Origin of the sequence: Geothrix sp. PMB-07 (genome assembly GCF_030758935.1) — a bacterium.
Classification (GTDB): domain Bacteria; phylum Acidobacteriota; class Holophagae; order Holophagales; family Holophagaceae; genus Geothrix.
Map to the genome: position 1 here is coordinate 465,232 of NZ_CP132333.1, position 22,572 is coordinate 487,803.

The 22,572-nt window shown below is 64.5% G+C and carries 24 protein-coding genes, 1 tRNA gene and 1 riboswitch; of the genes, 15 read left to right on the forward strand and 10 right to left on the reverse strand.

Annotated features, from left to right (window positions below; genetic code table 11):
• Window positions 1–36 precede the first annotated feature (36 nt).
• Window positions 37–1,644 carry a bifunctional UDP-sugar hydrolase/5'-nucleotidase gene (locus Q9293_RS02050; protein ID WP_306249520.1) on the forward strand — a complete coding sequence of 536 codons (1,608 nt, stop codon included), beginning with the start codon at window positions 37–39 and terminating at the stop codon, window positions 1,642–1,644.
• 15 nt (window positions 1,645–1,659) lie between these two features.
• On the opposite strand, the gene Q9293_RS02055 is transcribed toward Q9293_RS02050, so the two are convergent.
• From Q9293_RS02055 to Q9293_RS02075, 5 genes are all read right to left on the reverse strand, one after another.
• Window positions 1,660–2,556 carry a hypothetical protein gene (locus Q9293_RS02055; protein ID WP_306249522.1) on the reverse strand — a complete coding sequence of 299 codons (897 nt, stop codon included), beginning with the start codon at window positions 2,554–2,556 and terminating at the stop codon, window positions 1,660–1,662.
• 78 nt (window positions 2,557–2,634) lie between these two features.
• Window positions 2,635–4,560, reverse strand: coding sequence for a 1-deoxy-D-xylulose-5-phosphate synthase (dxs, locus tag Q9293_RS02060; protein ID WP_306249524.1), 1,926 nt, complete (start codon window positions 4,558–4,560; stop codon window positions 2,635–2,637).
• Window positions 4,561–4,568: 8 nt separating this feature from the next.
• Complete coding sequence (locus tag Q9293_RS02065) at window positions 4,569–5,456, reverse strand: polyprenyl synthetase family protein (RefSeq protein ID WP_306249526.1); 888 nt, start codon at window positions 5,454–5,456, stop codon at window positions 4,569–4,571.
• Complete coding sequence (xseB, locus tag Q9293_RS02070) at window positions 5,453–5,692, reverse strand: exodeoxyribonuclease VII small subunit (RefSeq protein ID WP_306249528.1); 240 nt, start codon at window positions 5,690–5,692, stop codon at window positions 5,453–5,455. The genes Q9293_RS02065 and xseB overlap by 4 nt, the downstream gene beginning before the upstream one ends.
• Window positions 5,693–5,771: 79 nt before the next feature.
• Window positions 5,772–6,509, reverse strand: a complete 738-nt coding sequence (locus tag Q9293_RS02075; RefSeq protein WP_306249530.1) for a DUF4412 domain-containing protein — start codon at window positions 6,507–6,509, stop codon at window positions 5,772–5,774.
• 78 nt (window positions 6,510–6,587) lie between these two features.
• Between Q9293_RS02075 and Q9293_RS02080 the strand changes: the two genes are divergently transcribed.
• The 8 genes from Q9293_RS02080 to Q9293_RS02115 all read left to right on the forward strand — a co-directional run bounded on the left by Q9293_RS02080 (window position 6,588) and on the right by Q9293_RS02115 (window position 11,862).
• The gene (locus tag Q9293_RS02080) at window positions 6,588–7,958 is read left to right on the forward strand and encodes a sigma-54 dependent transcriptional regulator (RefSeq protein ID WP_306249532.1); all 1,371 of its coding nucleotides are present in this window, start codon (window positions 6,588–6,590) and stop codon (window positions 7,956–7,958) included.
• Window positions 7,959–8,131: 173 nt separating this feature from the next.
• The gene (locus Q9293_RS02085) at window positions 8,132–8,758 is read left to right on the forward strand and encodes a hypothetical protein (RefSeq protein WP_306249534.1); all 627 of its coding nucleotides are present in this window, start codon (window positions 8,132–8,134) and stop codon (window positions 8,756–8,758) included.
• Window positions 8,759–8,847: 89 nt separating this feature from the next.
• On the forward strand, window positions 8,848–9,684 hold the full coding sequence (gene deoC / locus Q9293_RS02090; RefSeq protein WP_306249535.1) for a deoxyribose-phosphate aldolase: 837 nt from the start codon (window positions 8,848–8,850) through the stop codon (window positions 9,682–9,684).
• 43 nt (window positions 9,685–9,727) lie between these two features.
• Window positions 9,728–10,225, forward strand: coding sequence for a roadblock/LC7 domain-containing protein (locus Q9293_RS02095; protein WP_285578021.1), 498 nt, complete (start codon window positions 9,728–9,730; stop codon window positions 10,223–10,225).
• Window positions 10,226–10,240: 15 nt separating this feature from the next.
• Window positions 10,241–10,825, forward strand: a complete 585-nt coding sequence (locus Q9293_RS02100) for an ATP/GTP-binding protein (protein WP_306249539.1) — start codon at window positions 10,241–10,243, stop codon at window positions 10,823–10,825.
• Window positions 10,826–10,915: 90 nt separating this feature from the next.
• Window positions 10,916–10,991: transfer RNA gene (locus Q9293_RS02105), tRNA-Asn, on the forward strand.
• A 55-nt stretch (window positions 10,992–11,046) separates the two neighbouring features.
• A complete protein-coding gene (locus tag Q9293_RS02110; protein ID WP_306249541.1) occupies window positions 11,047–11,355 on the forward strand; it encodes a putative quinol monooxygenase in 309 nt (102 codons plus the stop codon).
• 3 nt (window positions 11,356–11,358) lie between these two features.
• On the forward strand, window positions 11,359–11,862 hold the full coding sequence (locus Q9293_RS02115; protein WP_306249543.1) for an FKBP-type peptidyl-prolyl cis-trans isomerase: 504 nt from the start codon (window positions 11,359–11,361) through the stop codon (window positions 11,860–11,862).
• Window positions 11,863–11,998: 136 nt separating this feature from the next.
• On the opposite strand, the gene Q9293_RS02120 is transcribed toward Q9293_RS02115, so the two are convergent.
• The 5 genes from Q9293_RS02120 to thiC form a co-directional block, all read right to left on the reverse strand.
• Window positions 11,999–13,267: a PLP-dependent aspartate aminotransferase family protein gene (locus Q9293_RS02120; protein ID WP_306249545.1), complete on the reverse strand. Its 1,269-nt coding sequence runs from the start codon at window positions 13,265–13,267 to the stop codon at window positions 11,999–12,001.
• Between the two features lie 100 nt (window positions 13,268–13,367).
• Window positions 13,368–13,468, reverse strand: a riboswitch (SAM riboswitch).
• 77 nt (window positions 13,469–13,545) lie between these two features.
• Entirely contained in the window at window positions 13,546–14,601 is a 1,056-nt protein-coding gene (locus tag Q9293_RS02125) for a M20 family metallopeptidase (RefSeq protein ID WP_306249547.1), read from the reverse strand.
• On the reverse strand, window positions 14,598–15,461 hold the full coding sequence (dapF, locus tag Q9293_RS02130; protein WP_306249549.1) for a diaminopimelate epimerase: 864 nt from the start codon (window positions 15,459–15,461) through the stop codon (window positions 14,598–14,600). Before dapF ends, Q9293_RS02125 begins: the two co-directional genes overlap by 4 nt.
• A 165-nt stretch (window positions 15,462–15,626) precedes the next feature.
• The gene (locus tag Q9293_RS02135; protein ID WP_306249552.1) at window positions 15,627–16,208 is read right to left on the reverse strand and encodes a DJ-1/PfpI family protein; all 582 of its coding nucleotides are present in this window, start codon (window positions 16,206–16,208) and stop codon (window positions 15,627–15,629) included.
• A gap of 116 nt (window positions 16,209–16,324) precedes the next feature.
• Window positions 16,325–18,157, reverse strand: coding sequence for a phosphomethylpyrimidine synthase ThiC (gene thiC / locus Q9293_RS02140; protein ID WP_372342188.1), 1,833 nt, complete (start codon window positions 18,155–18,157; stop codon window positions 16,325–16,327).
• A gap of 135 nt (window positions 18,158–18,292) precedes the next feature.
• Here thiC and Q9293_RS02145 point away from each other — a divergent pair, with 135 nt between their 5' ends.
• The 6 genes from Q9293_RS02145 to Q9293_RS02170 all read left to right on the forward strand — a co-directional run bounded on the left by Q9293_RS02145 (window position 18,293) and on the right by Q9293_RS02170 (window position 22,371).
• The gene (locus Q9293_RS02145; RefSeq protein ID WP_306249556.1) at window positions 18,293–18,820 is read left to right on the forward strand and encodes a hypothetical protein; all 528 of its coding nucleotides are present in this window, start codon (window positions 18,293–18,295) and stop codon (window positions 18,818–18,820) included.
• Between the two features lie 42 nt (window positions 18,821–18,862).
• The gene (locus Q9293_RS02150) at window positions 18,863–19,171 is read left to right on the forward strand and encodes a hypothetical protein (protein WP_306249558.1); all 309 of its coding nucleotides are present in this window, start codon (window positions 18,863–18,865) and stop codon (window positions 19,169–19,171) included.
• Complete coding sequence (gene pfkA / locus Q9293_RS02155; protein ID WP_306249560.1) at window positions 19,168–20,139, forward strand: 6-phosphofructokinase; 972 nt, start codon at window positions 19,168–19,170, stop codon at window positions 20,137–20,139. Before Q9293_RS02150 ends, pfkA begins: the two co-directional genes overlap by 4 nt.
• Window positions 20,140–20,207: 68 nt before the next feature.
• Window positions 20,208–21,275 (forward strand): mannose-1-phosphate guanylyltransferase, encoded by a 1,068-nt coding sequence (locus Q9293_RS02160; protein ID WP_306249562.1) that lies wholly within the window; start codon window positions 20,208–20,210, stop codon window positions 21,273–21,275.
• Between the two features lie 41 nt (window positions 21,276–21,316).
• Window positions 21,317–21,676, forward strand: a complete 360-nt coding sequence (locus tag Q9293_RS02165) for a phosphomannose isomerase type II C-terminal cupin domain (RefSeq protein WP_306249564.1) — start codon at window positions 21,317–21,319, stop codon at window positions 21,674–21,676.
• On the forward strand, window positions 21,676–22,371 hold the full coding sequence (locus Q9293_RS02170; protein WP_306249566.1) for an outer membrane lipoprotein-sorting protein: 696 nt from the start codon (window positions 21,676–21,678) through the stop codon (window positions 22,369–22,371). The genes Q9293_RS02165 and Q9293_RS02170 overlap by 1 nt, the downstream gene beginning before the upstream one ends.
• Window positions 22,372–22,572: the final 201 nt, after the last annotated feature.

Below are 22,572 nucleotides of genomic sequence, written 5' to 3' on the forward strand. Positions count from 1 at the left end.
CCAACCACGGGTTGGCCGGGACACCTTGGAGTCCGCATGCGGCATTGGTTCTGGATCCTGTTGATCACCTTGGGGCTGCAGGCCCAAGACGCCCGGATTCAGATCCTTGGAACCACAGACATGCACGGCCATGTCATGGATGAGGACACCTTCAGCCTCCAGCCCGCGAACCAGGGTTGGGCAAAGATCACAACCCTGATTCGTCGCCAGAAGGCGCTGAACCCCAACACCATCCTGGTGGATTGTGGCGACACCCTGCAGGGGGAGCCCATCAACTACGTGCGCAGCGCGCTCCGGCGGGACCTGCCGGAGCCCAGCGTGGCCATCATGAACGCCTTGGGCTTTTCCGCCATGGCCATGGGCAACCACGATTTCGATTTCGGCGGCGAGGTTTTGCGCGAGGTGGAGAAGCAGGCCGCCTTCCCCTTCCTCTCTGCGAACACGGTGGATGCGAAGGGCCATGCTGCCTTCACCACCCATGCCTTCGTCACGGTGGCGGGGGTCCGCGTGGCACTGGTGGGCTTCACCACGCCAGGCGTCCCTTCGATGACCGAGCCGGGGAACTACGCGGGGCTGTCCTTTCAGGACATCGTGGAGAGCGCCAAGGCCCTGATCCCCCGCCTGCGGGAGAAAGAGAAGGCCGACCTGGTGATCGTGCTCATGCATTCCGGGCTGGGGGCCCTCACGGGCCGTGTGGGCGACGAGAACGCCGCCCTTAGGCTGGCGGACCAGGTGCCGGGCATCGATGCCATCTTCACGGGACATACGCACCAGGCGATCCAGACGGAGTACAAGGGCATCCCCATCTTCCAGGCGCAGTGTTTTGGCCGGGCCCTGGCCGTGCTGGAACTGGATGTGCATCAGGACAAGGGGCGCTGGCGGGTGATCGCCAGCACCGGGCGCTTGATCAAGCCTGACGAATCGACCGCCTCCGATGCGGAGGTGCTGAAGCTCACAACAGACCTGCGCGCCATCACGGATCAGTACCTCGACACGGCCGCCACCAACCTCCTGGTGGACCTCGACAGCCGCTGGTCGCGCATGGAAGATACGCCGCTCATGCAGCTCATCCATCAGATGCAGCGGCAGGCGACGGGCGCCCAGTTGTCGGCGGCGGCTTCACCCGGTCCCAAACTCTTCATCCCCAAGGGACCCACCAGCGTGCGCCAGTTCTACGCGCTGGCACCCTATGAAAGCCAGCTGGCGAAGATCCGCATCAACGGCGATCAGTTGAGGCGCTACCTGGAGCACGGGGCGCGGCACTACACCCGCAGCTGGGAGCCGGAGCTGTACAACCGCGACGTGCCCTTCTACAACTACGACATGGTGGATGGCGTGTCCTACGCCCTCGACTTGGGCAAGCCCGCGGGCAGCCGCATCATGAATCTCAGCTTCCAGGGGCAGCCTGTGAAACCCGAGCAGACCTTCACCCTGGCCCTCAGCACCTACCGGTTGCGGGGCGGCGGTGGCTACATGGCGGCCATCGGATTTACCGGCGCGCCGGAGTTGATCACGAAGGCTTCACAGCGGAACCTACTCTTGGATTGGGTGCTGACCCATCCCAGCCTGAATCCCGCTCCGACCCACACCTGGCGAACCATTCCCTACCTGGACCGGGAGCGGGTGATGAGCCTGGCCCGCTAAGGCAAACCCGCCTGATTACTTGATTCTCACCAGCAGCAGCCCGCCCTTGGGGCTGGAGAAGATGGCATCGGTGTCCAGCAGGCCCACCAGCAGGTGGCCTTCGTCGAGGCCCGTGGGGAGGAACTCCAGGCGAGATTGGGCGAACTCAATGCGGGCGAGGACGAGGCCCTGCAAGTCAGCCCTCTGCGCCGCGGGAAGCTGCGAGGCTTTCACCGCCACGAAGATGACGCCCTTACCTGGCCAGATGGCCAGGGGGCCGCGATCCGTGGCGACGCCTTCCAGTGCGGGGGCGGGCTGCCCGTTGGCGAGGCGGAGGGTTGTCTCCGTGAGCTTCCGGCCAGTGTTGCCATCGAGAATGGATAGGTTCAGCGAATTGCCATCTGCCATCAGGAGGTTGCCCGAGTCGTCCACCACAAGGGTGCGGCGGTATTGAGGGGCGGCATCCTCCCGGCTGGGCTTGGCTCCGAAGGCCCAGATCACGGCGCCTTTGTAATCCCGTTTCTCGAGGTAGGGCTCACGCGTGCGGTAGGAGATGGTGAAGCCCTTGGCGTCCCAGCAGATATCACCGGCTTCCGCGGGCAGTTTGAAGTTGGTGGTGATGCGACCTGTGCGGTCGATCTGGGATAGCGTGGTGCCGTGGGCGACCCAGGCGCTGTTCCGCGGATCCAGCACCCAGCGGTCAGGCGAATCCTCCAGCTTGCCGAGAGGGACGCTGCCGAGGAGGCCGCCCTCGCGCATCCAGGTGAGGAGTGATCGCGTGCCCGGGTCAAAGAAGGTGAAGGAATCATCCTTGTCCTGCTTGGCCCAGCCCCGGGCCTGGCTCGCGGCATCCCAGGCCTGGGCGTTCAGTACCATGGCCGAGCAGCCGATCAGGACCGTTAGCAGGGTTGAGCGGATGCGGCCGTTCCTCACGAAATGTCCTCGGGGCGTGATTCACCAATGGGGGGTACCCAACCATAGGAAATCCCGGGAAGGTTCGCAAGTTTTTACTTAGATTTGCTTGGCAAAACCCCGAAGGCGTTGCAAGAGGATGGCCGGGCTGAGGCCCTCTTCTTCCAACAATCGCTTTGGATCACCATGGTGGACGAGGTGGTCCGGTACGGCGCAACGGAGCAGCGGTTTGAGGATGCCCGCGTCCGCCAGCGATTCAGCCACGGCGCCGCTGAAACCGCCGGGATCGCAGCCTTCCTCCAGGGTGACCACGCCCCTGCAGCGCTTGGCCCAGGGATGGATGAGGGCCTCGTCCAGCGGCTTGACGAAGCGGGCGTTGATGACGGCGCAGGAGAGGCCCTCCTCGGCCAGGGACTCGGCCAAGGCCTGGGCCGGTGCCACCATGGCGCCCAGGGCGCAAAGCAGCAGATCCTCGCCTTCCCGCAGCAGCTCGCCCTTGCCGATGGGCAGGGCCGTGACGGGCCCGTCGAGGGACACGCCCAGGCCGTTGCCGCGGGGGTAGCGCAGCGCGGCCGGGTGGCCGCAGTAGATGGAGGTCATGAGCATCTGGCGCAGCTCGTTCTCATCCTTGGGGGCCATCAGCAGGATGTTGGGCAGGCAGCGCAGGTAGGCCAGGTCGTAGAGGCCGTGGTGGGTGGGGCCGTCGGCGCCGACGATGCCTGCGCGATCCAGAGCGAAGGTCACCGGCAGATCCTGGATGCACACGTCGTGGGCCACCTGGTCGAAGCCGCGCTGCAGGAAGGTGCTGTAGATGGCGCAGACGGGCCGCATGCCCTGGGCCGCGAGGCCCGCGGCGAAGGTCACCGCGTGCTGTTCGGCGATGCCCACATCAAAGCAGCGGTCCGGGAAGGCCTTCTGGAAGAGGTTCATGCCGGTGCCATCCAGCATGGCTGCGGTGATGCCCACGATCTTGGCGTCGGTCTTCGCCAGTTCCACCAGGCTTTTGCCGAAGACGCTGGTATAGCTGGGCGGGGCGGGCTTGTTGGGATCGGCGGTGACCTTGATGATCTCGCCGGCTTCCGCATCAAAGGCGGTGACGCCGTGCCATTTCAGGGGATCCTGCACCGCGGGCTCGTAGCCGTAGCCCTTCTTGGTCTGCACGTGCAGCAGCACCGGGCCGTCCTTCATCTTCTCCTTGGCCTCGGCCAGGGCCTTGGAGGTGGCGTTCACATCGTGGCCGTTGACAGGGCCCATGTAGCGGAAGCCCAGATCCTCGAAGAGCAGCCCCGGCACCATGAGGCGCTTGAAGCTCTCTTCGCTCCACTTGGCGGCCTTGGCCACGCCCTTGCTGAGGCCTTCGAGGGGGATGGCCTTGATGGCGTGCTCGATGCGGTCGCGCCAGCGGTGGTAGTACTGCCCCGACATGATCTGGTTCAGGTAGCCCTGCAGCGATCCCACATTGGGATTGATGCTCATGTCGTTGTCGTTGAGGATCACCAGGAAGTTCTTCGTCTCCAGGTAGCCCGCCTGGTTCAGGGCCTCGAAGGCCATGCCCGCGGTCATGGAGCCATCGCCGATCACGGCGATGCAGGTGTGATCCTGCTTCTGGAGATCCCGCGCCTTGGCCATGCCCAGGGCTGCGGAGATGCTGGTGCTGGCGTGCCCGGCGCCAAAGTGATCGTAGGGGCTTTCATCGCGCTTGAGGAAGCCCGAGAGGCCGTGATGCTGGCGCAGGGTGGGGAAACGGTCCTTGCGGCCCGTGAGGATCTTGTGGGGGTAGGACTGGTGGCCCACGTCCCAGACGATGCGGTCCTGCAGGAAATCGAAGTGATGGAACAAGGCCACCGTGAGTTCCACCGTGCCCAGGTTGGAGCTGAAGTGGCCACCGGTTTCCGACACGGAAGCGATGAGGAAGGCGCGCACTTCGGAGGCCAGTTGTTCCAGTTGAGCTGGCGTGAAGTGGCGTACCTGCTGAGGCGAAGCCAGGGAGTCGAGCAGAGGGTAGGGGCTGGTGGGCGCTGTCACGCGGGAACCTACTTGGCCCGCTGGGCCAGGTAGTGAGCCCAGGCTGCCAAGGAATTCCGGTTGGGAAGGGATGCTAGATGACATAGGGCAGTCTCGGTGGCTTCACTCAGGGCTTTGCGGGCGCCTTCCAGGCCCAGGAGGGAGGGGTAGGTGATCTTACCCCTGCCCGCATCCTTTCCGGCGCGTTTGCCCAGTTCAGCGTCGGTGGCGGTGGCATCCAGGATGTCGTCCTGGATCTGGAAGGCCAGGCCGATGGCCTCGCCGTAGGCCCGCAGGGCCGCCCGCTCGGCGGGGCTGGCACCGCCCAGTACGGCGCCGATCTCGAGGGATGTCCGCAGCAGGGCGCCGGTCTTCAGGCGGTGGATGAGCTGCAGGTGTGCCAGGTCATAGGTGGCGAGCTTCTCCCCTTCCAGGTCGAGGGCCTGGCCACCGGCCATGCCGCGCCAACCGGCGCCTTCGGCCAGCAGGGACAGCGCCTCGGCCCTGCGGGCTGGATCCAGATCCGCCGAGGCCAGCACGGCGAAGGCCTCGGTCAACAGTCCATCGCCGGCCAGGATGGCGTGCCCTTCGCCGTAGACTTTGTGATTGGTGGGGCGGCCGCGCCGGAGGTCGTCATCGTCCATGGCGGGCAGGTCGTCATGGATCAGCGAATAGGTGTGGACATATTCCAGGGCCAGGGCGCCCGGCAGGGCCTGGGCCACGGTCCCGCCCACGGCTTCGCAGGCCAGAAGGCAAAGCACGGGTCGCACGCGCTTGCCGCCGGCCTCCAGGCTGTAGCGCATGGCCTCGCCCAGCCGTTGGGCTTCACCCTGCTGAAACGGCGTGGTGAGCGCAACATCCAGCACCGGAATGAGCCGGTCCAGGTCGGCCTTGACCTGCGCGGAGGAATCGCTCATCGGGACCCCTTGGCATCATCCAGGGGCTCGGCGCGGTACTCGCCGCCCAGGCCGGCCTTGAGGACTTCCACCCGTCGCTGGGCTTCGGCCAGCTGTTTCTGAAGGGCCTGGCTCAGTTGCACGCCCTCTTCAAAGCGGGCCAGGGCCTCCTCCAGGCTGAGGTTGCCGGATTCGAGTTGCTGCACCAGCGACTCCAGCCGGTCGAGGCCATCATCGAAGGAAGGTTGGGCGCTCATGGGGAATCCAAGGGAAGGGGCCCCGAAGGGCCCCAACCAGTCTAGGTGAAATGACAGGGTAGTGCTTGATTCCCGGGTCTCAGCGGCCTTTGGCCATGCTCTCCCGCATCTTCTTCCCCGTGTCTTCCACCTTGTAGTCGGCCGGAAGGTCGAAGGTGGAAGCGGGGATGGGGCCTTCCTTGATCGCGGTGGCCACGGTTGTGAAATCGCCCACGATGGGCAGGACTGTGTGGGTCCTCAGCGCGAGGCCCTGCACTTTGGCGAGTTCCTCCCCCACCTTCAGCGCAGAGGAGGCGCCGGGGCCCATCTGGCCCAGGGCGTTCTGGAGCCGGAGGAAGCGCTTGTAGGAACCCTGGGGCGTGGGCGGTTTGAGGCTGGGATCGTTGCTGGTCTCGAGAACCATCTTGCCCATGGTGATCTTCCACTTTTTACAGGTGCGGCCAAGGATGGTTTCGGTCCCTTGCGGTTCGGCGGTGACGGTGTTGTCCCCGCCGCCCATCATCTTCTGGGCGAAGAGGGGCAGATCCTTCATCTTGTCTGCCATGGCCTCCAGGGAGGCTTCGAGGTCGTCCCAGCTGATCTGCTGGATGAGCTTCTTCTTGTGGTTGATGGTGTACGACACGCCCTTCTCGAAATCCACCATGGAGTCGATCTGGCTGGCGCCGTGATTGGTCCGCATGAATTTGGAAGACCAGTACTGGGTCTGCTCACCCTCATGGCCCTTGCCGGTGCCTGACATGGTGATGCTGAGATCGCCAGCAAGCAGGGTGGCGCTGTAGAAAACAAGGGCAAGGGCTGTTGCCAAAAGCGTTCGCATGGGAATTCTCCGTGATGGTTGCCCCAGAGCATACGCCTGATGGTCGCGGTTTGGGATACCTTCAGATGAGGGGGACCCATGGCCCGTGTTCTGGTGGTGGATGACAGCAAGGAGACCTGCGAGTTCCTGGAGGAGCTGCTGGGAGGGATGGGTTTGGAAGTCACCAAGGCCACCCACCCGGACAAGGCCATTGATCTGCTCCACAAGGAAGCTTTCGATCTGCTGCTCTCGGACATCAATCTGGAGGCGAAGAAGGACGGCCTGGATCTGCTGCGCGAGGCCAAACCCCTGGGTGTCGACACCATCCTGCTGTCCGGGTTCGGCACGCTCGAGACGGCCATCGAGGCCGTGCGTGAAGGCGCCTTCGACTTCCTGAGCAAGCCCTGGAACAACGAGGAGCTGAAGGCCCTGGTGACACGGGCTCTGGCACGGCGCCAATCCGCCGGGCATGGCGCCGCCCAGAGCGCCTCACCCAAGGGGAAGCGGAGCCTGATGATCGGCTCCAGCCCGAAGATGATGGCGGTCTACAAGACCATTGCCAGCCTTCAGAACAGTCGCGCCACGGTGCTCATCACCGGGGAGAGCGGCACGGGCAAGGAGCTGGTGGCTCGCAGCATCCACCTTTCCAGCGACCGCCGCGACCGGGCGTTCGTGGCCGTGAACTGCGGCGCCCTCACGGAGACGCTGCTGGAATCCGAACTTTTCGGGCACGTGAAGGGCTCCTTCACCGGCGCCATCGGCGAGAAACCCGGCCTCTTCGAAGAGGCCTCCGGCGGCACCATCTTCCTCGACGAAATCGGGGAAACCAGCCCGAGTTTCCAGGTGCGCCTGCTGCGGGTGCTGCAGGAGCAGGAAATCCGCCGGGTGGGCGGCAACAAGACCATCAAGGTGGATTCCCGCGTCATCGCCGCCACGAACCGCGATCTGCAGGTGATGGTCAAGGCGGGCACCTTCCGGGAGGACCTCTACTACCGTTTGGGTGTGGTGGAACTGGCCGTGCCATCCCTGCGGGAGCGCCGGGAGGACATACCGGCCCTGCTGGATCATTTCCTTTCGGAGTTCGGGCAGAAGGATGGCCAGAGCTACCAGCTGCACCCCGAGGCCCGGCGGGTGCTCGAAGCCTACTCCTGGCCGGGCAACGTGCGGGAGCTGAGCAATGTGGTGGAGAACCTGACCCAGCTCAGTCGGGGCCTGGAGATCACCGTGGATGATCTGCCGACCAAAATCCAGGCGGACGTGCTCAAGAAGGCCCTGCGCCGACCCGAAGCCGGGGATGACCTTCCGGCCCTGATCGAGGATTGGCCTTCGCTGGATGAGCTGGAGCGTCGGTACATCCAGGTGCTGATTGGTCGCCACAAAGAAAAACAGCGCATCGCGGAAATCCTCGAAGTGGACCGGACCACGCTCTATCGCAAGCTCAAGCGCTATGGTTTCCACGACGGTGATTAGGAGACCCGCGAGGGGGCAATTCGTCGCAGGCTGCCACAAGTTGCAGAACGCAACGCTTGTTTGAGAAGTCGAATTAATTTAAATATATTTATTTCAATATTTAAAATTTGGCCCAAAGCCTGCTTAATGACCTGCACTTCCGGCCGTGCCGGATCACCCCAGGGAGAACCCCCATGAAGAAGCTTGCTGCGCTGCTCGTCGCCGCCGCTCTGATCAGCCCCGTCTTCGCCGACGAAGCCAAGAAGCCCGAGGCCCCCAAGGTCGAGAAGAAGGCCGAGAAGAAGGCTGAGAAGAAGGCCGAGCCCAAGAAGGAAGAGGCCAAGAAGGCCCTGACCGCCGAGGAGAAGAAGGCCGAGCCCAAGAAGGAAGAGAAGAAGGTCGAGAAGAAGGCCGAGAAGAAGGCCGAGAAGAAGGCTGAGCCCAAGAAGGAAGAGGCCAAGAAGGCCCTGACCGCCGAAGAGAAGAAGGCTGAAGCTGCCCCCAAGGCCGAGAAGAAGGCCAAGAAGGCGAAGAAGGCTGCCAAGGCTGAGAAGGCCGAGCCCAAGAAGGAAGAGGCCAAGAAGGCCCTGACCGCCGAAGAGAAGAAGGCTGAAGCTGCCCCCAAGGCCGAGAAGAAGGCCAAGAAGGCGAAGAAGGCTGCCAAGGCTGAAAAGGCCGAGAAGAAGGAAGAGGCCAAGAAGGCCCTGACCGCCGAAGAAAAGAAGGCCGAAGCTGCCCCCAAGGCCGAGAAGAAGGCCAAGAAGGCGAAGAAGGCTGCCAAGGCTGAGAAGGCCGAGAAGAAGGAAGAAGCCAAGAAGTAGTCGGCTTCGTGGATTCAGAAAAAGCGGGCTTCGGCCCGCTTTTTCGTGTCTGCCTTTTCGTGCAACCCCAGCGCGGCCATGATGGAACCATGATCGATCCACTGCTTGACCTCACCTCGGAGATCCGCACCCGGGCTCCCCAATCCCCCAAGGAGGGTGTGACCCAGCTGCTGGGGTGTACCGAGGGCTATGGCCTCTTCCGGGATGCCCACGGCCTCCATCACCGCGCCCTTGCCCAGATCGCCCCGACCGAGGGTCCCTGGGATTTGTCCCCCCTTATCGACCACACCCTTCTCAAGGCGGACGCCAAGGGGTCCCAGGTGGAGGTCCTGTGTTCCGAGGCCCTCGCCCATGGATTTGCCTCGGTGTGCGTGAACCCCCTCTGGGTGCCCCTGGCGGCCTCCCTGCTCAAGGGGAGCTCCGTGCGTACCTGCACCGTGGTGGGCTTCCCCCTCGGTGCCATGGCCTTTCGGGCCAAAGCCCTGGAAGCTGAGCTGGCCCTGAAAGAAGGTGCCCAGGAAGTGGACATGGTGCTGGCCGTGGGCTGCGCCAAGGCCGGGGATTGGGATGCGGTTCGCAGGGACATGGAAGGCCTGCGGGCTGCCGTTCCGGCTCCGGCCACGCTCAAGGTGATTCTGGAAACCTGCCTTCTTGACGATGCCGAGAAGCGCCGTGTCTGTGAATTGGCGGCGGAGGTCGGCCTGGATTTCGTGAAAACATCCACGGGTTTCTCCACCGGCGGGGCCACCGAGGCGGACGTGGCGCTCATGCGCCGCATCGCGGGTTCCTCCATGGGGGTGAAAGCCTCTGGCGGCATCCGGACCTATGAGGTTGCCCTGCAGATGGTCTTGGCCGGGGCCACGCGGTTGGGCCTATCCGCCTCCGTGGCCGTGGTCCAGGGCCGCACGGGCTCCGGTGCCTACTGAAAAGTGCGGTATCCTCCAGCATTGAGTCCTCCCGGAGGCGGTCGTGGCGAAGCTTGATCTCATGTTGTTTGAGGAGGAGTACAAGCTCCTCCAGGAGATCATTGGCCGCTTGGAAAAGGACGCTTCCGCCAAGGTGGTTTTCCTGGTGGACAAGAACGGTCAGCAGATTGCAGCCGCCGGAGATGTAAAGAGCATCGATGCCACCAGCCTGGCCTCGCTCACGGCGGGTAACGTGGCCGCCACGGATGGGCTGGCGAAGCTCATCGGCGAGAAGGAATTCAGCCTGCTCTTCCATGAAGGCGAGAAGGACAACCTGCACATCTCCATCGTGGGCAAGCGCGGCATCCTGGTGGTGATATTCGACCAGAACTCCAGCCTCGCGCTGGTGCGGCTCCGAGTGAAGAAGGCCAGCAAGGAACTCCAGGAGATCTTCGATCAGGTGGAACAGCGCGCGCAGAAAGAATCTGACGCAGGCAGCCGCTTCGAGAGCCCCTTCTCGGAGATCACCGACGAAGACATCGACCGCCTCTTCGGCGATTGAGCCACAGGGCGCGCCATGACCTTCATCAACTACGCGTCCCGCGAGATCAACTGCAAGATCGTCTATTACGGTCCGGGTCTTTGCGGCAAGACCACGAACATCCAGTGGATCTACGAGCAGGCCAACCCCGACAAGCGGGGCAAGCTCGTCAGCCTCGCCACGGAAACCGACCGCACCCTGTTCTTCGACTTCCTGCCGCTGGATATGGGCACCGTCAAGGGCTTCAAGGTCCGCTTCCACCTCTACACCGTGCCTGGGCAGGTCTTCTACGACGCCAGCCGGAAGCTGATCCTGCGTGGCTGCGACGGCATCATCTTCGTGGCCGATAGTCAGAAGGCGCGCATGGAAGCCAACATCGAATCCATTGCGAACCTGGCCACCAACCTCAAGGAGAACGGTTTCGACATCCGTTCCATTCCCTACGTTCTGCAGTTGAATAAGCGGGACATGCCCTCCGCGGCGACCGTGGGTGAAATGGAACGCCTCCTCCGTTTCCGCAGCGAACCGATGATCGAAGCCGTGGCCAACAAGGGCACCGGCGTCATCGAAACCCTCAAGGCCTCCGCGCGGCAGATCCTCATGGAGCTGCAGCGGGCCTGAGGGCCGCATGGGTGGGGCGACGGGGATCACAGGTGTGAGAGCCTCCCGCTTGAATCCTCCGCGCCATCCGGTAGAATGGACCTTCGCCCTTCCGGAGTAGCTCAGGGGTCAGAGCGGGTGACTGTTAATCACTAGGTCGGGGGTTCAAATCCCTCCTCCGGAGCCAAAAGAACGCCCCGCGCATGCGGGGCTTTTTTTCGGGTAGGGCCAAGGGAGGCAACATGGGCAGGATCAGTCTCGTGGCGACCATCGGATTTGAGGCGGAGTCGAAAGAGGCCATCCTCCGGGCCCTCATCGACCACCGGGCGCGCTGCCTGCGAGATGAACCCGGCACCCTTCAATTTGAAGTGATGGTTCCTTCAGAAGACCCCTGCAAGCTGGTGCTCTTCGAGCTGTACGAGGATGCAGCGGCCCTGGCGGCACACGCCCAGGGGGAAAGCATCGGGCAGTACCGAAAAGAAGTCGCAGGCAAAATCACAACATCGCTCAAATACACCTGCACAATGGGAGCTGAATCCGTTCCGAGGTGAGACATGCAGCGAAGAGCCCTGGGCCTGGCCATTCTGATCGCGAGTCTTCCGCTTGTAGGCGCCGATGGCCCGCAGCCTGTCCCTGGCGCGAAGCAGGCTTCCAAGAAAAAGACTTCCAAGAAGGCGGCCGAGCCCGCACCGAAGGGACCCGACATGATCACGACCCCCTCTGGACTGAAATACGTGGACACGGTGGTGGGCACCGGTGACACGCCTCAGAAAGGGCAGAAGTGCCTGGTCCACTACACCGGCTGGCTGGACAACGGCAAGGGCGAGCGCGGCAAGAAGTTCGACAGTTCCGTGGATCGCGGCGAGCCCCTGCCCATTCCCATCGGTGTGGGCCGCGTGATCAAGGGTTGGGACGAGGGCGTCATCAGCATGAAGGTCGGCGGCAAGCGCACCCTCTACATCCCGGCACCCCTGGGCTACGGCGCGAGGGGCGCGGGCGGAGACATCCCGCCCAACGCCAACCTGATCTTTGATGTGGAACTGATCAGCATCAAGTAACGGCCAACGGTTTTCAGCAGACAAACCAACGGCGAATTGGCCACAAAGAACACAAACAACGCAGAGCGGTCAGGCGTGGATCGTTGACTTTTCTCTGTGTCTTTTGCGTTCTTTGTTGCTGGTTTTCATTCCGGACCTAACTCAGGGCCTGCGCCAGATCCGCACGCAGATCCTGCACGTCCTCCAGGCCAATGGAGAGGCGGATGAGGCCGTCGCTGATGCCTGCGTTCTTGCGGGCTTCCGGCGTCATGGAGGCGTGGGTCATGGAGGCGGGATGCGCCACCAGGGATTCCACGCCGCCCAGACTTTCGGCCAGGGTGAACCAGCGCAGCCGCCGCAGCACGTGGTTCAGGCGCTCGCTGCCGCCCTCCTTCAGCTCGAAGCTGAGCATGGCGCCGAAGCCCCGCTGCTGGCGCTTGGCCAGCTCGTGCTGGGGATGGCTGGGCAGGCCCGGGAAGTGCACTTTGCCCACGGCGGGATGGGCCGCCAGGTATTCGGCCAGCACCTGGGCCGTGGCCTCGTGCTGCCGCATGCGCAGGGGCAGCGTCTTCAGGCCCCGCAGCACCAGGAAGCAGTCGTGAGGCGACTGGGAGGTGCCCAGCAGGTTGTTGACGCTCTGGATCTGCTGGGCGAGGGGCTGGCGGCCAGGGCCGGCCACCACCACGCCTCCCACCACGTCGCTGTGGCCGTTGAGATACTTCGTGGTGGAGTGGATGACCAGGTCGGCGCCCAGATCGAAGGGCCGCTGCAGGTAGGGCGAGAGGAAGGTGTTGTCCACGGCCACCAGGCAGTTGGGTTGGCGGTGGCCGATCTCCGTCACCGCGGCGATGTCCGTCAGCCGCAGCAGGGGGTTGGAGGGCGTCTCCACCCAGATCATGCGGGTGTTGGGCCGGATGGCGGCCTTCAGGGCCTCGAGGTCGGCCAGGTTCAGGTAGGTGACCTCCAGGCCGTAGAACTTCTTGGCGTGCTCCAGCAGGCGGAAGGTGCCACCGTAGCAATCCACGGTGGCGATGAGGTGGCTGCCGTGCTCCAGCAGGTTCAGGGCCACCAGGATGGCGCTCATGCCGGTGCTGGTGCAGGTGGCGCCTTGGCCGCCTTCCAGCAACGCGATGGCCTCCTCCAGCGCCGCGCGGGTGGGGTTGCCGCTGCGGGTGTAGTCGTAGCCCGCGTTGGTGCAGATGTCCTTGAAGGCGAAGGTCGATGACAGGTAGAGCGGCGGCATCACGGCGCCGTAGGCCGGATCGGGCTGCACGCCCGCGTGCACGCACTGGGTGGACACGGCGGCATCGGGCACCAGCTCGGGCCGATGGATCCACCCGGCGTTGCCCTCCCGCACCGGCGGCTGGATGGTGAAGTGGTAGGCGGGATTGCCCGGCACGTTGGTGTCTAGGAACTGCTCGCTCATCAGAGCCTCCAAAAATGGAGGATCCTCATCGTTTCATGGCGATCCAAAAAGAGAAGGGGCCCGATCTCTCGGGCCCCTTCTCATGTCAGTCCATGACACTTCAGCATCTCTCCGCAATGACTTGCGGCAGGAATTGGCACCTTGCTTTCGCAGGTTGCCAAGGTTTCATAGGGCCCGTCCCTCCACCTTTCTGGATATCGCGTGATGAAACTGACAAAGATCCTGCTGCCCTTCCAGTATCCGATGGATCCATTGAGCTGCCAAGGAAATTCAATGCCTCAGATGGTGTAATCCTGGCCCTGGGGGCGATCCAGGATGGTCCGCGCCAGGTCCAGGTACTGCTGGGCTCCCGCCACGGCATCCGCCAGGTCGAGGAACTCGCCTTCGGTGTGGGCCACCCGGATGGAACCGGGCCCGGTCATCACCACGAAGCGATCGCGCACCAGGTTTCTCAGGGTGTGCGCATCGGAGCCGAAGGGAACCGGCGCCATGGGAAAGCCCTCCAGGCGGGGAAACACCTCGGGGCCCTTCTCGAAGAGCACGTCCACCTCGCCCAGCTCAGGCCGCAGCCTCAGCACGTCCTGCACGAAGGTGCTGCCGGCCACGGTGCGCGCAAAGAGACGCGCCTCGGCTTCATCGGGCACCACGTTGATGGCGCGGCCCGCTTGCAGGGTGCCCAGGTTCCAGACCTCGGGCCCGAGGATGGGGTCGAGGCGTTCCGGCAGGCGCCGCAGCTCGCCGATCCAATCGAACATGGGGAAGGCGGCGTTGATGCCTTCCTCCGGCGTGCCGCTGTGGGCGGCTTTGCCGCGGCAGCGCAGGCAGAGGTGGGCAGATCCCCGTTGGCCCGTGGCCAGGATGTTGCCGGTGGGCTCGCCGTTGATGACGCCCTGCAGGTTCGGCAGGTTGGCCTTCAGATCCAGGGCGATGCGGGCGCCGAGGCTGTCGGTTTCTTCGCCCACCACGCCCAGAAAGGCCAGGTCGCGGCGGCCTTCCGCCAGCAGCAGGCGGATGGTTTCCATCATGGTGGCCAGGATGCCTTTGGCGTCGCAGGTGCCGCGGCCCCAGAGACGGCCGCCCTCCAGCCGGGGCGGAAGGTAGGGGGGCACCGTGTCGAGGTGGGTGGTGAAGAGCAGTCGCGGCTGACCCCAGGTGGCCAGCAGGTTGCAGCGGCCGCCTTCGACGCTCTGCCACTGCAGGCGGGCACCAAGGTTGCGGAACATCCCGGTGAGCAGGGGGATCATGCGGGCTTCGTGCCCGGTGGTGGAATCCACCTGGCAGAGCTGGAGGGTCCATTGGGCGATGCGCTCGGCGTCCGGCGTCGGCTGCGTCATGGCACCCAGCCTGCGTTGAGGCGGCCTTCATAAACCGACAGCACGGGGCCGGTCATGAGGATGCGTCCCTGCTCCGTGAAAACGATGTCGATGGCGCCGCCAGGCATGAGCACCTGGAGTTGGTCGTCCACCAGGCCCAGGCGTCGGCTGGCCGCCGCGGCGGCACAGCTGCTGCTGCCGGAGGCCAAGGTGTAGCCCGCGCCCCGTTCCCAGATTTCGAGGCGGATGCGCTTGCGGTCGAGCACCTCGACGAATTGCACATTCACCCGATTGGGGAAATCGGGGTGTTTCTCGATGCGGGGCCCGAGGCGCTGGGCCTCCGCGGGTGACACGATCCCGGGGAACACCACGCAGTGGGGGTTCCCGACGCTGAGGGCCGTGATGGTCACCGGGCCCGAGGGGAGGAAGAGGGGCGTCTCGATCACTTCCTGCTGGGGCGGAATCGCCGTGAAGGGGATGTCTCCGGCCAGGAAGCTGGGTTTGCCCATGTCCACCTGCACCTTGCTTCCATCCGCCGCCAGGTACGAGATCTCAGCGAGGCCGCCGGTGGTCTTGATGCGGCAGCGCTCCCTCTTCACGTGCCCCGCTTCCAGGAGGTAGCGGGCGAAGATGCGCAGGCCGTTGCCGCTCTTCTCGGATTCGCTGCCGTCCGGATTGAAGACGCGCAGGCCAAAGGCCTCGGCATCGCCGGGAACGGGGAAGGGTCCCAGGAGGATGCCGTCGGAGCCGATGCCGCGATGGCGGTCACAGAGCGACTGGACGAGCTTGGGCGTGGGGTCGAAGACGGTCCGCGTGGGGTCGATGACGATGTAGTCATTCCCGAGCGCTTGGAATTTGAAAAAGGCGAAGTCATTCGACATGGGGTCTCGTCCTGAAGCTCATGCACGGTGTGAAAGCTGACATCCAGAGGGCCTCAGGCCCCCCGACGGCATCAGCGACAACACATCCGACAAGTCATGCGAGCCCTTCCCAAGATGAAGCAGGCTATCACTGGGACGGGCTCGCAGCAACCGGTGGGAGGGAAATCAGAGGGTGATGCGCGTGCCCAGCACCTGCAGGAACTGCGCGATCCAGGCCGGGTGGGCGGGCCAGGCGGGCGCGGTCACCAGGTTGCCATCGGTGACCGCGCCATCGATGGCGATCTCCGCGTACTTGCCATGGGCCACTTCCACTTCAGCGCGGCAGGCGGGATAGGCCGAGCAGGTGCGGCCCTCCAGCACGCCCGCCGCCGCCAGCAGCTGGGCGCCGTGGCAGATGGCCGCCACGGGCTTTTTTACGGTGAAGAAATGGCGCACCAGCTCCAGCACCCTGGGGTTGAGGCGCAGATACTCCGGCGCCCGGCCGCCGGGGATCACCAGGGCGTCATAGTCCTCGGCCTTGATGTCGGCGAAGCTGGCGTTGAGGGTGAAGCGATGACCGGGCTTTTCGGAGTAGGTCTGGTGCCCCTCGAAGTCATGGATGGCCGTGGCGACGTAATCGCCCGCCTGCTTGTCGGGGCAGACCGCGTGGACCGTGTGCCCCACGGCCAGCAGGGCCTGGAAGGGCACCATGATTTCGTAGTCCTCGCCGAAATCCCCGACGAGCATGAGGATGCGCTTCGCGGCCATGTCTGCCTCCTGAGGGTGGATGGAACCGCCCCGATGATACGCGCCTCCTGAGCCCAAATGCCGGCCGTCACGAAAAAGTCCCGCCGGAGCGGGACTTTTCAGCGGGCAGAGAGGCCTCAGACCTGGTGGAGGTAGACTTCGGAACCCTTCTGCACGAAGGTTTCGGCCATCTCCTCCATGCCCTTCTTCAGGGCTTCTTCCTCGTTGTAGCCATGGCTTTCGGCGTACTGGCGCACATCGTCGGAGATCTTCATGGAGCAGAAGTGGGGGCCGCACATGGAGCAGAAATGGGCGCTCTTGGCGCCCTCGGCGGGCAGGGTCTCGTCGTGGAATTCCCGGGCTGTATCGGGATCCAGGGCCAGGTTGAACTGATCCTCCCAGCGGAATTCGAAGCGGGCTTTGCTCATGGCGTCATCCCAGATGCGTGCGCCGGGGTGGCCCTTGGCCAGGTCGGCAGCATGGGCAGCGATCTTGTAGGCGATGACGCCGTCCTTCACGTCCTTCTTGTTGGGCAGGCCCAGGTGTTCTTTGGGCGTCACGTAGCAAAGCATCGCGCAGCCGAACCAGCCGATCATGGCGGCGCCGATGGCGCTGGTGATGTGGTCGTAACCTGGAGCGATGTCCGTGGTGAGGGGGCCCAGGGTGTAGAAGGGGGCCTCGTCGCAAACGGCCAGCTGCTTGGTCATGTTCTCCTGGATGAGGTGCATGGGGACATGCCCGGGGCCCTCGATCATGACCTGCACATCATGCTTCCAGGCGATCTTGGTGAGCTCGCCCAGGGTTTCCAGCTCGCCGAACTGGGCCTCGTCGTTGGCGTCGGCGGTGCTGCCAGGGCGCAGGCCATCGCCCAGCGAGAAGGCCACGTCGTAGGCCTTCATGATCTCGCAGATGTCCTCGAAGTGCGTGTAGAGGAAGTTCTCCTGGTGGTGCGCCAGGCACCACTTGGCCATGATGCTGCCGCCGCGGCTCACGATGCCCGTGACGCGCTTGGCGGTGAGGGGCACATAGCGCAGCAGCACGCCCGCGTGGATGGTGAAGTAGTCCACGCCCTGTTCGGCCTGCTCGATGAGCGTGTCGCGGAAGATCTCCCAGGTGAGCTCCTCGGCCTTGCCGTTCACCTTCTCCAGGGCCTGGTAGATGGGCACGGTGCCGATGGGCACGGGGCTGTTGCGGAGAATCCACTCGCGGGTCTCGTGGATGTTCGAGCCGGTGCTGAGGTCCATCACCGTGTCGGCGCCCCAGCGGATGGACCAGGCCATCTTCTCAACCTCTTCCTCGATGCTGGAAGCCACCGCGGAGTTGCCGATGTTGGCGTTGATCTTCACCAGGAAGTTGCGGCCGATGATCATGGGCTCGGTTTCCGGGTGGTTGATGTTGGCGGGGATGATGGCGCGGCCCCGGGCCACTTCATCGCGCACGAACTCGGGCGTGATGCGGCTCTTGATGCCGGCGGCCTCCCGGCCCAGGTTCTCGCGGATGGCGATGAATTCCATCTCAGGGGTGACAATGCCCTGCTTGGCGTAGTGCATCTGGCTGACGTTGCGGCCGGGCTTGGCGCGCAGGGGTTTGCGGTCGGCCACGAAACGGATGGCGTCCAGATCCTTGTCCCGCTCCCGCAGCTTGCGGTAGAGGCTGGTGGCACCGGGCAGCTCTTCCACATCGCCCCGGCCCTGGATCCACTCCTGACGGAGGGGCTTGAGGCCCTTGGCCACATCGATGGTCACGGCGGGATCGGTGTAGGGGCCTGAGGTGTCGTACAGCACCACGGGCTCGTTCTCGGTGAGCTGGTCCTTGAAGTCGCGGGTGGGGTGGAGCTGGATCTGCCGGAAGGGCACCCGCACGCCGGGTTGGGTGCCGGTCACATGGATCTTGGTGGAGGCGGGGAAGGGCTTGAGGCAGGCCGCCAGAACGGTCCCATCCATAGGCCCCGGGGCGGGATTTGACTGCATGGTCATGGAAACTCCAGACTTGGGCAAATCGGGGCAGAATTGATCCCGAATTAGAAAGTTTATCGCGAGGGGGCAAGCGCGACGAATTCAAAGATTGTTCGCGACTGGCCGATAGAAGGTTCACGGAGCCCACCCATGCCGGAAAAGCCCCAAGACAATAGCCAAGCCATCCCCGATCAGCTGATGCAGATCGCCCAGGAACAAGAGGGCGGCGCCGAGCGGGTGCTTGGCCAGATCGAGGTGGTGCAGCACAGCTTCGAGGAAATCCAGTCGCTGGCCAAGGAGTGCCAGGAGATCCTGCGGAATATCGAGGTTCCGTCCGAGCACCTCGAAACCCTTACCTCCAAGTTGGAAGAGATCGGCTTCCACGCCGACAACGGGGCCTACAACATCCAAGGGGCTTTCGACCTGTACCAGTACCAGGATGTGGTGCGGCAGAAACTGGAACGGGTGGGACGGAGCCTCATTGAGGTGTCCCACTACGTGTTGATGCGTCTGCAGCCGACCGAGGACCATCTGCCGAAGATGGCGCCTTCGGGTCGGGACATCCTTCACCGCGAGCCGCAGATGGCGGACGTGACCAAGGCGGATGCGGATTCGGTGGTGGCCGAATTCTTTGCCAAAGCCTTGAAGGAAAAGGCTGCGAAGAAGACCGAGGGCTGAAACGCGCGCTGTAACTGTGGATAATCGATCCCTGGAGGGATCATGTCCCGTCGCGTCCTGATCATCAGCAGCCTGGCTTTGGGCTTGGCTGCATCGAGTCTGCCCCAGGAAGATCCGGTTCTGCGGGCCCGGGCCCAGCGGGCCGCGGCCCAGGGCGTTGCGGACGGGGACCTGCCTCCGGTGCCCAAAGGAATCGTGGAGCCGCCGCCGCTCCCCCCTCCCGAGGCCCACGTGAAGGACACCCGCAAGGGGCGGAAAGTCAAAGGCAAGGCCAAGGCGGGAAAGCCGGGCACCAAGAAAAAAAGCGCGAAGGCCGGTTCAAAGAAGCAGGCCAAGGGGAAAGCCAAATGAAAATCGGAATCCTGACTTCCGGCGGCGACGCGCCGGGCATGAATGCGGCCATCCGCGCAGCGGTGCGGCAGGCCGACGCCCAGGGCCATGAGGCCTGGGGCATCTACCGCGGCTACCAGGGCCTGCTGGAAGGGGATATGGAGCCGCTGCCCAGCCGCTCCTGCGCCAACATCCTGCAGCGGGGCGGCACCATCCTGCACACCGCCCGCTGCCTCGAATTCCACGATCCGGTCTATCGCGCCAAGGCAGCCGCGAACCTGAAGGCTGCGGGCATCGAAGCCCTGGTGGTGATCGGCGGTGACGGCAGCTTCCACGCGGCCGAGCTGCTGCTCCGTGAGCACGACGTGGCCTGCGCGGGCATTCCGGGAACCATCGACAACGACCTGCCCGGCACCGAGCGGACCCTGGGCTTCGACACGGCCCTCAACACCGCGGTGGAAGCCATCGACCGCATCCGCGACACCGCCTCCAGCCACGGCCGCCTCTTCCTGGTGGAAGTCATGGGCCGCAGTTCCGGCATGCTGGCCGTGCACACGGCCATCGCCTGCGGGGCCGAGGCAGTGCTCTATCCCGAATCCCCCGATGACAGCTATGAAGCCCTGGTCACCCAGTTGAACGCCAACTGGCTGCGCGGCAAGCGCAGCTCCGTGGTGGTGGTGGCTGAAGGCGACGCCACCGGCGGCCGGGCCATGGCGGTGGGCGAGCGCTTGAAGCGGGACCACACATTGGATCTGCGGGTGGTGGTATTGGGGCATGTGCAGCGGGGCGGCAGCCCCTCGGCCCTCGACCGCATCTGGGGCAGCCGCTGGGGTGCCGAGGCCGTGCGCCGCCTCGACCGTGGCGAGCGGGGCTTCTACCTCGGCGAAGTGGCCGGTGCCCTCGTGGCCCAGCCCCTGTCTCGCATCCTCGAGCCTCAGCCAGTTCCGCCCAGTGACCTGGGTCGGCTGGTATCCATCCTGGCCCGTTAAGATTCGGTGCGTGAGTGAACAGAATGGGCCCAGGCCTTCACCTGGGCCAACCGGCACGGAGGTGCGCGATGTCTGACAATCACAAGGATTCCCTGGTCGCCGTGGTGATGGCCGGCGGCCGTGGCACCCGCTTCTGGCCCCGCAGCCGCAACGCCCGGCCCAAGCAGTTCCTCTCCATCGTGGGCACCGAAACCCTGCTGCACCAGACCGTGCGCCGCCTGGACGGCCACGTGGCCCCCGACCGCATCTTCGTGGTGACCACGGAGGATCTGGCAGAGGAAACCCGCAACATGTTGCCGGAGCTTCCCCCGGAGAACGTGCTCGTCGAGCCCGAGGGGCGCAACACCGCGCCCTGCCTGGCCCTGGCCCTGGTGCAGATCGAGAAGAAGTTCCCCCATGGGGTCATGGCGGTGCTCTCCGCGGACCACTGGATCGGTGACCGTGAGATCTTCCTGGAGGATCTGGATCTGGCCGTGAAGCATGCCGCCTGGGCCCATGAACTGGTCACCTTCGGCATCCGGCCCACCTATCCCGAAACAGGCTATGGCTACATCGAATCCGAAGGCCACGGTCCCGTGCTCCAGGTGAAGGCCTTCCGGGAGAAACCGCCGGTGGAAGTGGCCGTGCGGTACCTCGAATCGGGCCGCCACTACTGGAATGCCGGCATGTTCGTGTGGACCTTGGCGGATTTCCGCGAAGGCCTCCACAAACATGCGCCCGAGGTGCTGGCGCCCCTGGATGCCTGGGTCAAGGCTGGTTCCCAGCCTTCCGCCCTGGCCGGGGCCTACCGCCAGCTGCCCAAGCTGGCCATCGACGTGGCCCTCATGGAGAAGGCGGAAACAGTGGCCGTGGTGCCGACGCGGTTCCGCTGGTCCGATGTGGGTTCCTGGCCTGCCGCCATTGAATTCCAGGAGACGGACGCCGAAGGCAATGTCAGCGTGGGTGAAACCCTGTTGCTGGACACCCGCAACAGCGCCTTCTTCGGAGGCAAGCGGCTCATCGCCGCCAGCGGCGTGGACGACCTCATTGTGGTAGATTCCGACGATGCCCTGCTCGTCTGCCGCCGGGACCGCGCCCAGACCGTCAAGCAGATCGTTGAACGCCTCAAGGCCGAGGGCCGTGAGGATTTGCTCTAACCAATCCCCAATCCCGAAGCTTGAAAGGCTGAGACCCCATCATGCAAAAACCCGAAACCCTCCACGTCGAAAAACCCTGGGGCTCCTTCGATCAGTACGCCCTGAACACGAATTGCACGGTGAAGATCCTGACCTGCAACCCGGGCCAGAAGCTCAGTCTGCAGCGCCACAGCCACCGCGGGGAACTCTGGGTGGCTCTGGATCCCGGCGTGGTGGTGGATCGCGATGGCGCCGAACTCCGTCCCGCCGTAGGCGAGGAAATCTGGCTGCCTCTGGGCAGCACCCATCGCCTTCGCTGCGATGCGACTACGGCCCACCCCGTGCGCGTGCTGGAAGTGAGCCTGGGCATCTTCGACGAGGCCGACATCGAGCGGCTGCAGGATGACTACGGCCGGAACTGATGCGGCTCGATCTGCGCTTCGCTTGGCTGCTGCCTGGGCTTTCTCTGATGGCCCAGAGCGGCGAGGAGATCCTGGCCCGCGTGGATCGGCTGCGGCATCCCTGGCCCGCCTTCACGGTGGAGCTGAGCCTCAAGGCGGGATCGACTTCTCAGCAGTGGCGGGTCTCGGCACGGGAGAACGGCGATGCCCGTTTGGACGGTCTGTCGCCCAAGGAGAAGGGCCGATCGGTGCTCATGAAGGGGGACCAGATGTGGCTGCTGGTTCCGGGTTCTAAGCGTCCGGTCAAGGTGACGCCCCAGCAGCGCATGATGGGACCCGCCGCAGGGGGAGACGTGGCCCGCACGCGGTTTCGGGAGGATTACACCGTGACCTCGCTCGGGGAAGAGAGCCTCGATGGACGCGACTGCTGGAAGCTGGAACTCGCTGCCAAACGTCCGGTCACGAGCGCCCGCCAGGTGCTGCTGTGGGTGGCGCGGGAAGGCTCTCTGCCGCTTCGGGCGGAGTTCCGTTTGGCTTCGGGTAAGTTGGCCCGCACGGCGAGCTTTGGCCCGCCGATCCAAGCCCAGGGACAGGCGGTGCTGTCGCGCATGAGCCTGGAGGAGCCGGGCGGCGCCACCGCGGAGCTGCTGTTCAGTCACTGGGCCAAGGGCGGGGTGGAGGCCAGCGCCTTTGACTTGCCGAATGGGGATCGGTGATAGACTCGACGGCGAGGTACCCGCAAGGGCTTCCCGCCACCACTCATCCCACCACTTGACACCAGTCCCTCTGCGGGACTCCCGCTTTCAAGCCCCACCACTCGAAACCCTGCCAAACCTACCCTCTCGAAGCGCCCGCACCTCCGGGCGCTTCTTTTTTGGGCGTTCAGGAGTGAAGGGAGACGGCCGGTTTTTCTCCGT

Bases quoted from the DNA above. Each gene is read 5' to 3' on its own strand.
- Q9293_RS02050 (WP_306249520.1), top strand. From the start codon at position 37: ATGCGGCATTGGTTCTGGATCCTGTTGATCACCTTGGGGCTGCAGGCC.
- Q9293_RS02065 (WP_306249526.1), bottom strand. From the start codon at position 5,456: ATGAGCGATTCCTCCGCGCAGGTCAAGGCCGACCTGGACCGGCTCATT.
- xseB (WP_306249528.1), bottom strand. From the start codon at position 5,692: ATGAGCGCCCAACCTTCCTTCGATGATGGCCTCGACCGGCTGGAGTCG.
- Q9293_RS02075 (WP_306249530.1), bottom strand. From the start codon at position 6,509: ATGCGAACGCTTTTGGCAACAGCCCTTGCCCTTGTTTTCTACAGCGCC.
- Q9293_RS02080 (WP_306249532.1), top strand. From the start codon at position 6,588: ATGGCCCGTGTTCTGGTGGTGGATGACAGCAAGGAGACCTGCGAGTTC.
- Q9293_RS02085 (WP_306249534.1), top strand. From the start codon at position 8,132: ATGAAGAAGCTTGCTGCGCTGCTCGTCGCCGCCGCTCTGATCAGCCCC.
- deoC (WP_306249535.1), top strand. From the start codon at position 8,848: ATGATCGATCCACTGCTTGACCTCACCTCGGAGATCCGCACCCGGGCT.
- Q9293_RS02100 (WP_306249539.1), top strand. From the start codon at position 10,241: ATGACCTTCATCAACTACGCGTCCCGCGAGATCAACTGCAAGATCGTC.
- Q9293_RS02110 (WP_306249541.1), top strand. From the start codon at position 11,047: ATGGGCAGGATCAGTCTCGTGGCGACCATCGGATTTGAGGCGGAGTCG.
- Q9293_RS02115 (WP_306249543.1), top strand. From the start codon at position 11,359: ATGCAGCGAAGAGCCCTGGGCCTGGCCATTCTGATCGCGAGTCTTCCG.
- Q9293_RS02120 (WP_306249545.1), bottom strand. From the start codon at position 13,267: ATGAGCGAGCAGTTCCTAGACACCAACGTGCCGGGCAATCCCGCCTAC.
- Q9293_RS02125 (WP_306249547.1), bottom strand. From the start codon at position 14,601: ATGACGCAGCCGACGCCGGACGCCGAGCGCATCGCCCAATGGACCCTC.
- dapF (WP_306249549.1), bottom strand. From the start codon at position 15,461: ATGTCGAATGACTTCGCCTTTTTCAAATTCCAAGCGCTCGGGAATGAC.
- Q9293_RS02135 (WP_306249552.1), bottom strand. From the start codon at position 16,208: ATGGCCGCGAAGCGCATCCTCATGCTCGTCGGGGATTTCGGCGAGGAC.
- thiC (WP_372342188.1), bottom strand. From the start codon at position 18,157: ATGCAGTCAAATCCCGCCCCGGGGCCTATGGATGGGACCGTTCTGGCG.
- Q9293_RS02145 (WP_306249556.1), top strand. From the start codon at position 18,293: ATGCCGGAAAAGCCCCAAGACAATAGCCAAGCCATCCCCGATCAGCTG.
- Q9293_RS02150 (WP_306249558.1), top strand. From the start codon at position 18,863: ATGTCCCGTCGCGTCCTGATCATCAGCAGCCTGGCTTTGGGCTTGGCT.
- pfkA (WP_306249560.1), top strand. From the start codon at position 19,168: ATGAAAATCGGAATCCTGACTTCCGGCGGCGACGCGCCGGGCATGAAT.
- Q9293_RS02160 (WP_306249562.1), top strand. From the start codon at position 20,208: ATGTCTGACAATCACAAGGATTCCCTGGTCGCCGTGGTGATGGCCGGC.
- Q9293_RS02165 (WP_306249564.1), top strand. From the start codon at position 21,317: ATGCAAAAACCCGAAACCCTCCACGTCGAAAAACCCTGGGGCTCCTTC.
- Q9293_RS02170 (WP_306249566.1), top strand. From the start codon at position 21,676: ATGCGGCTCGATCTGCGCTTCGCTTGGCTGCTGCCTGGGCTTTCTCTG.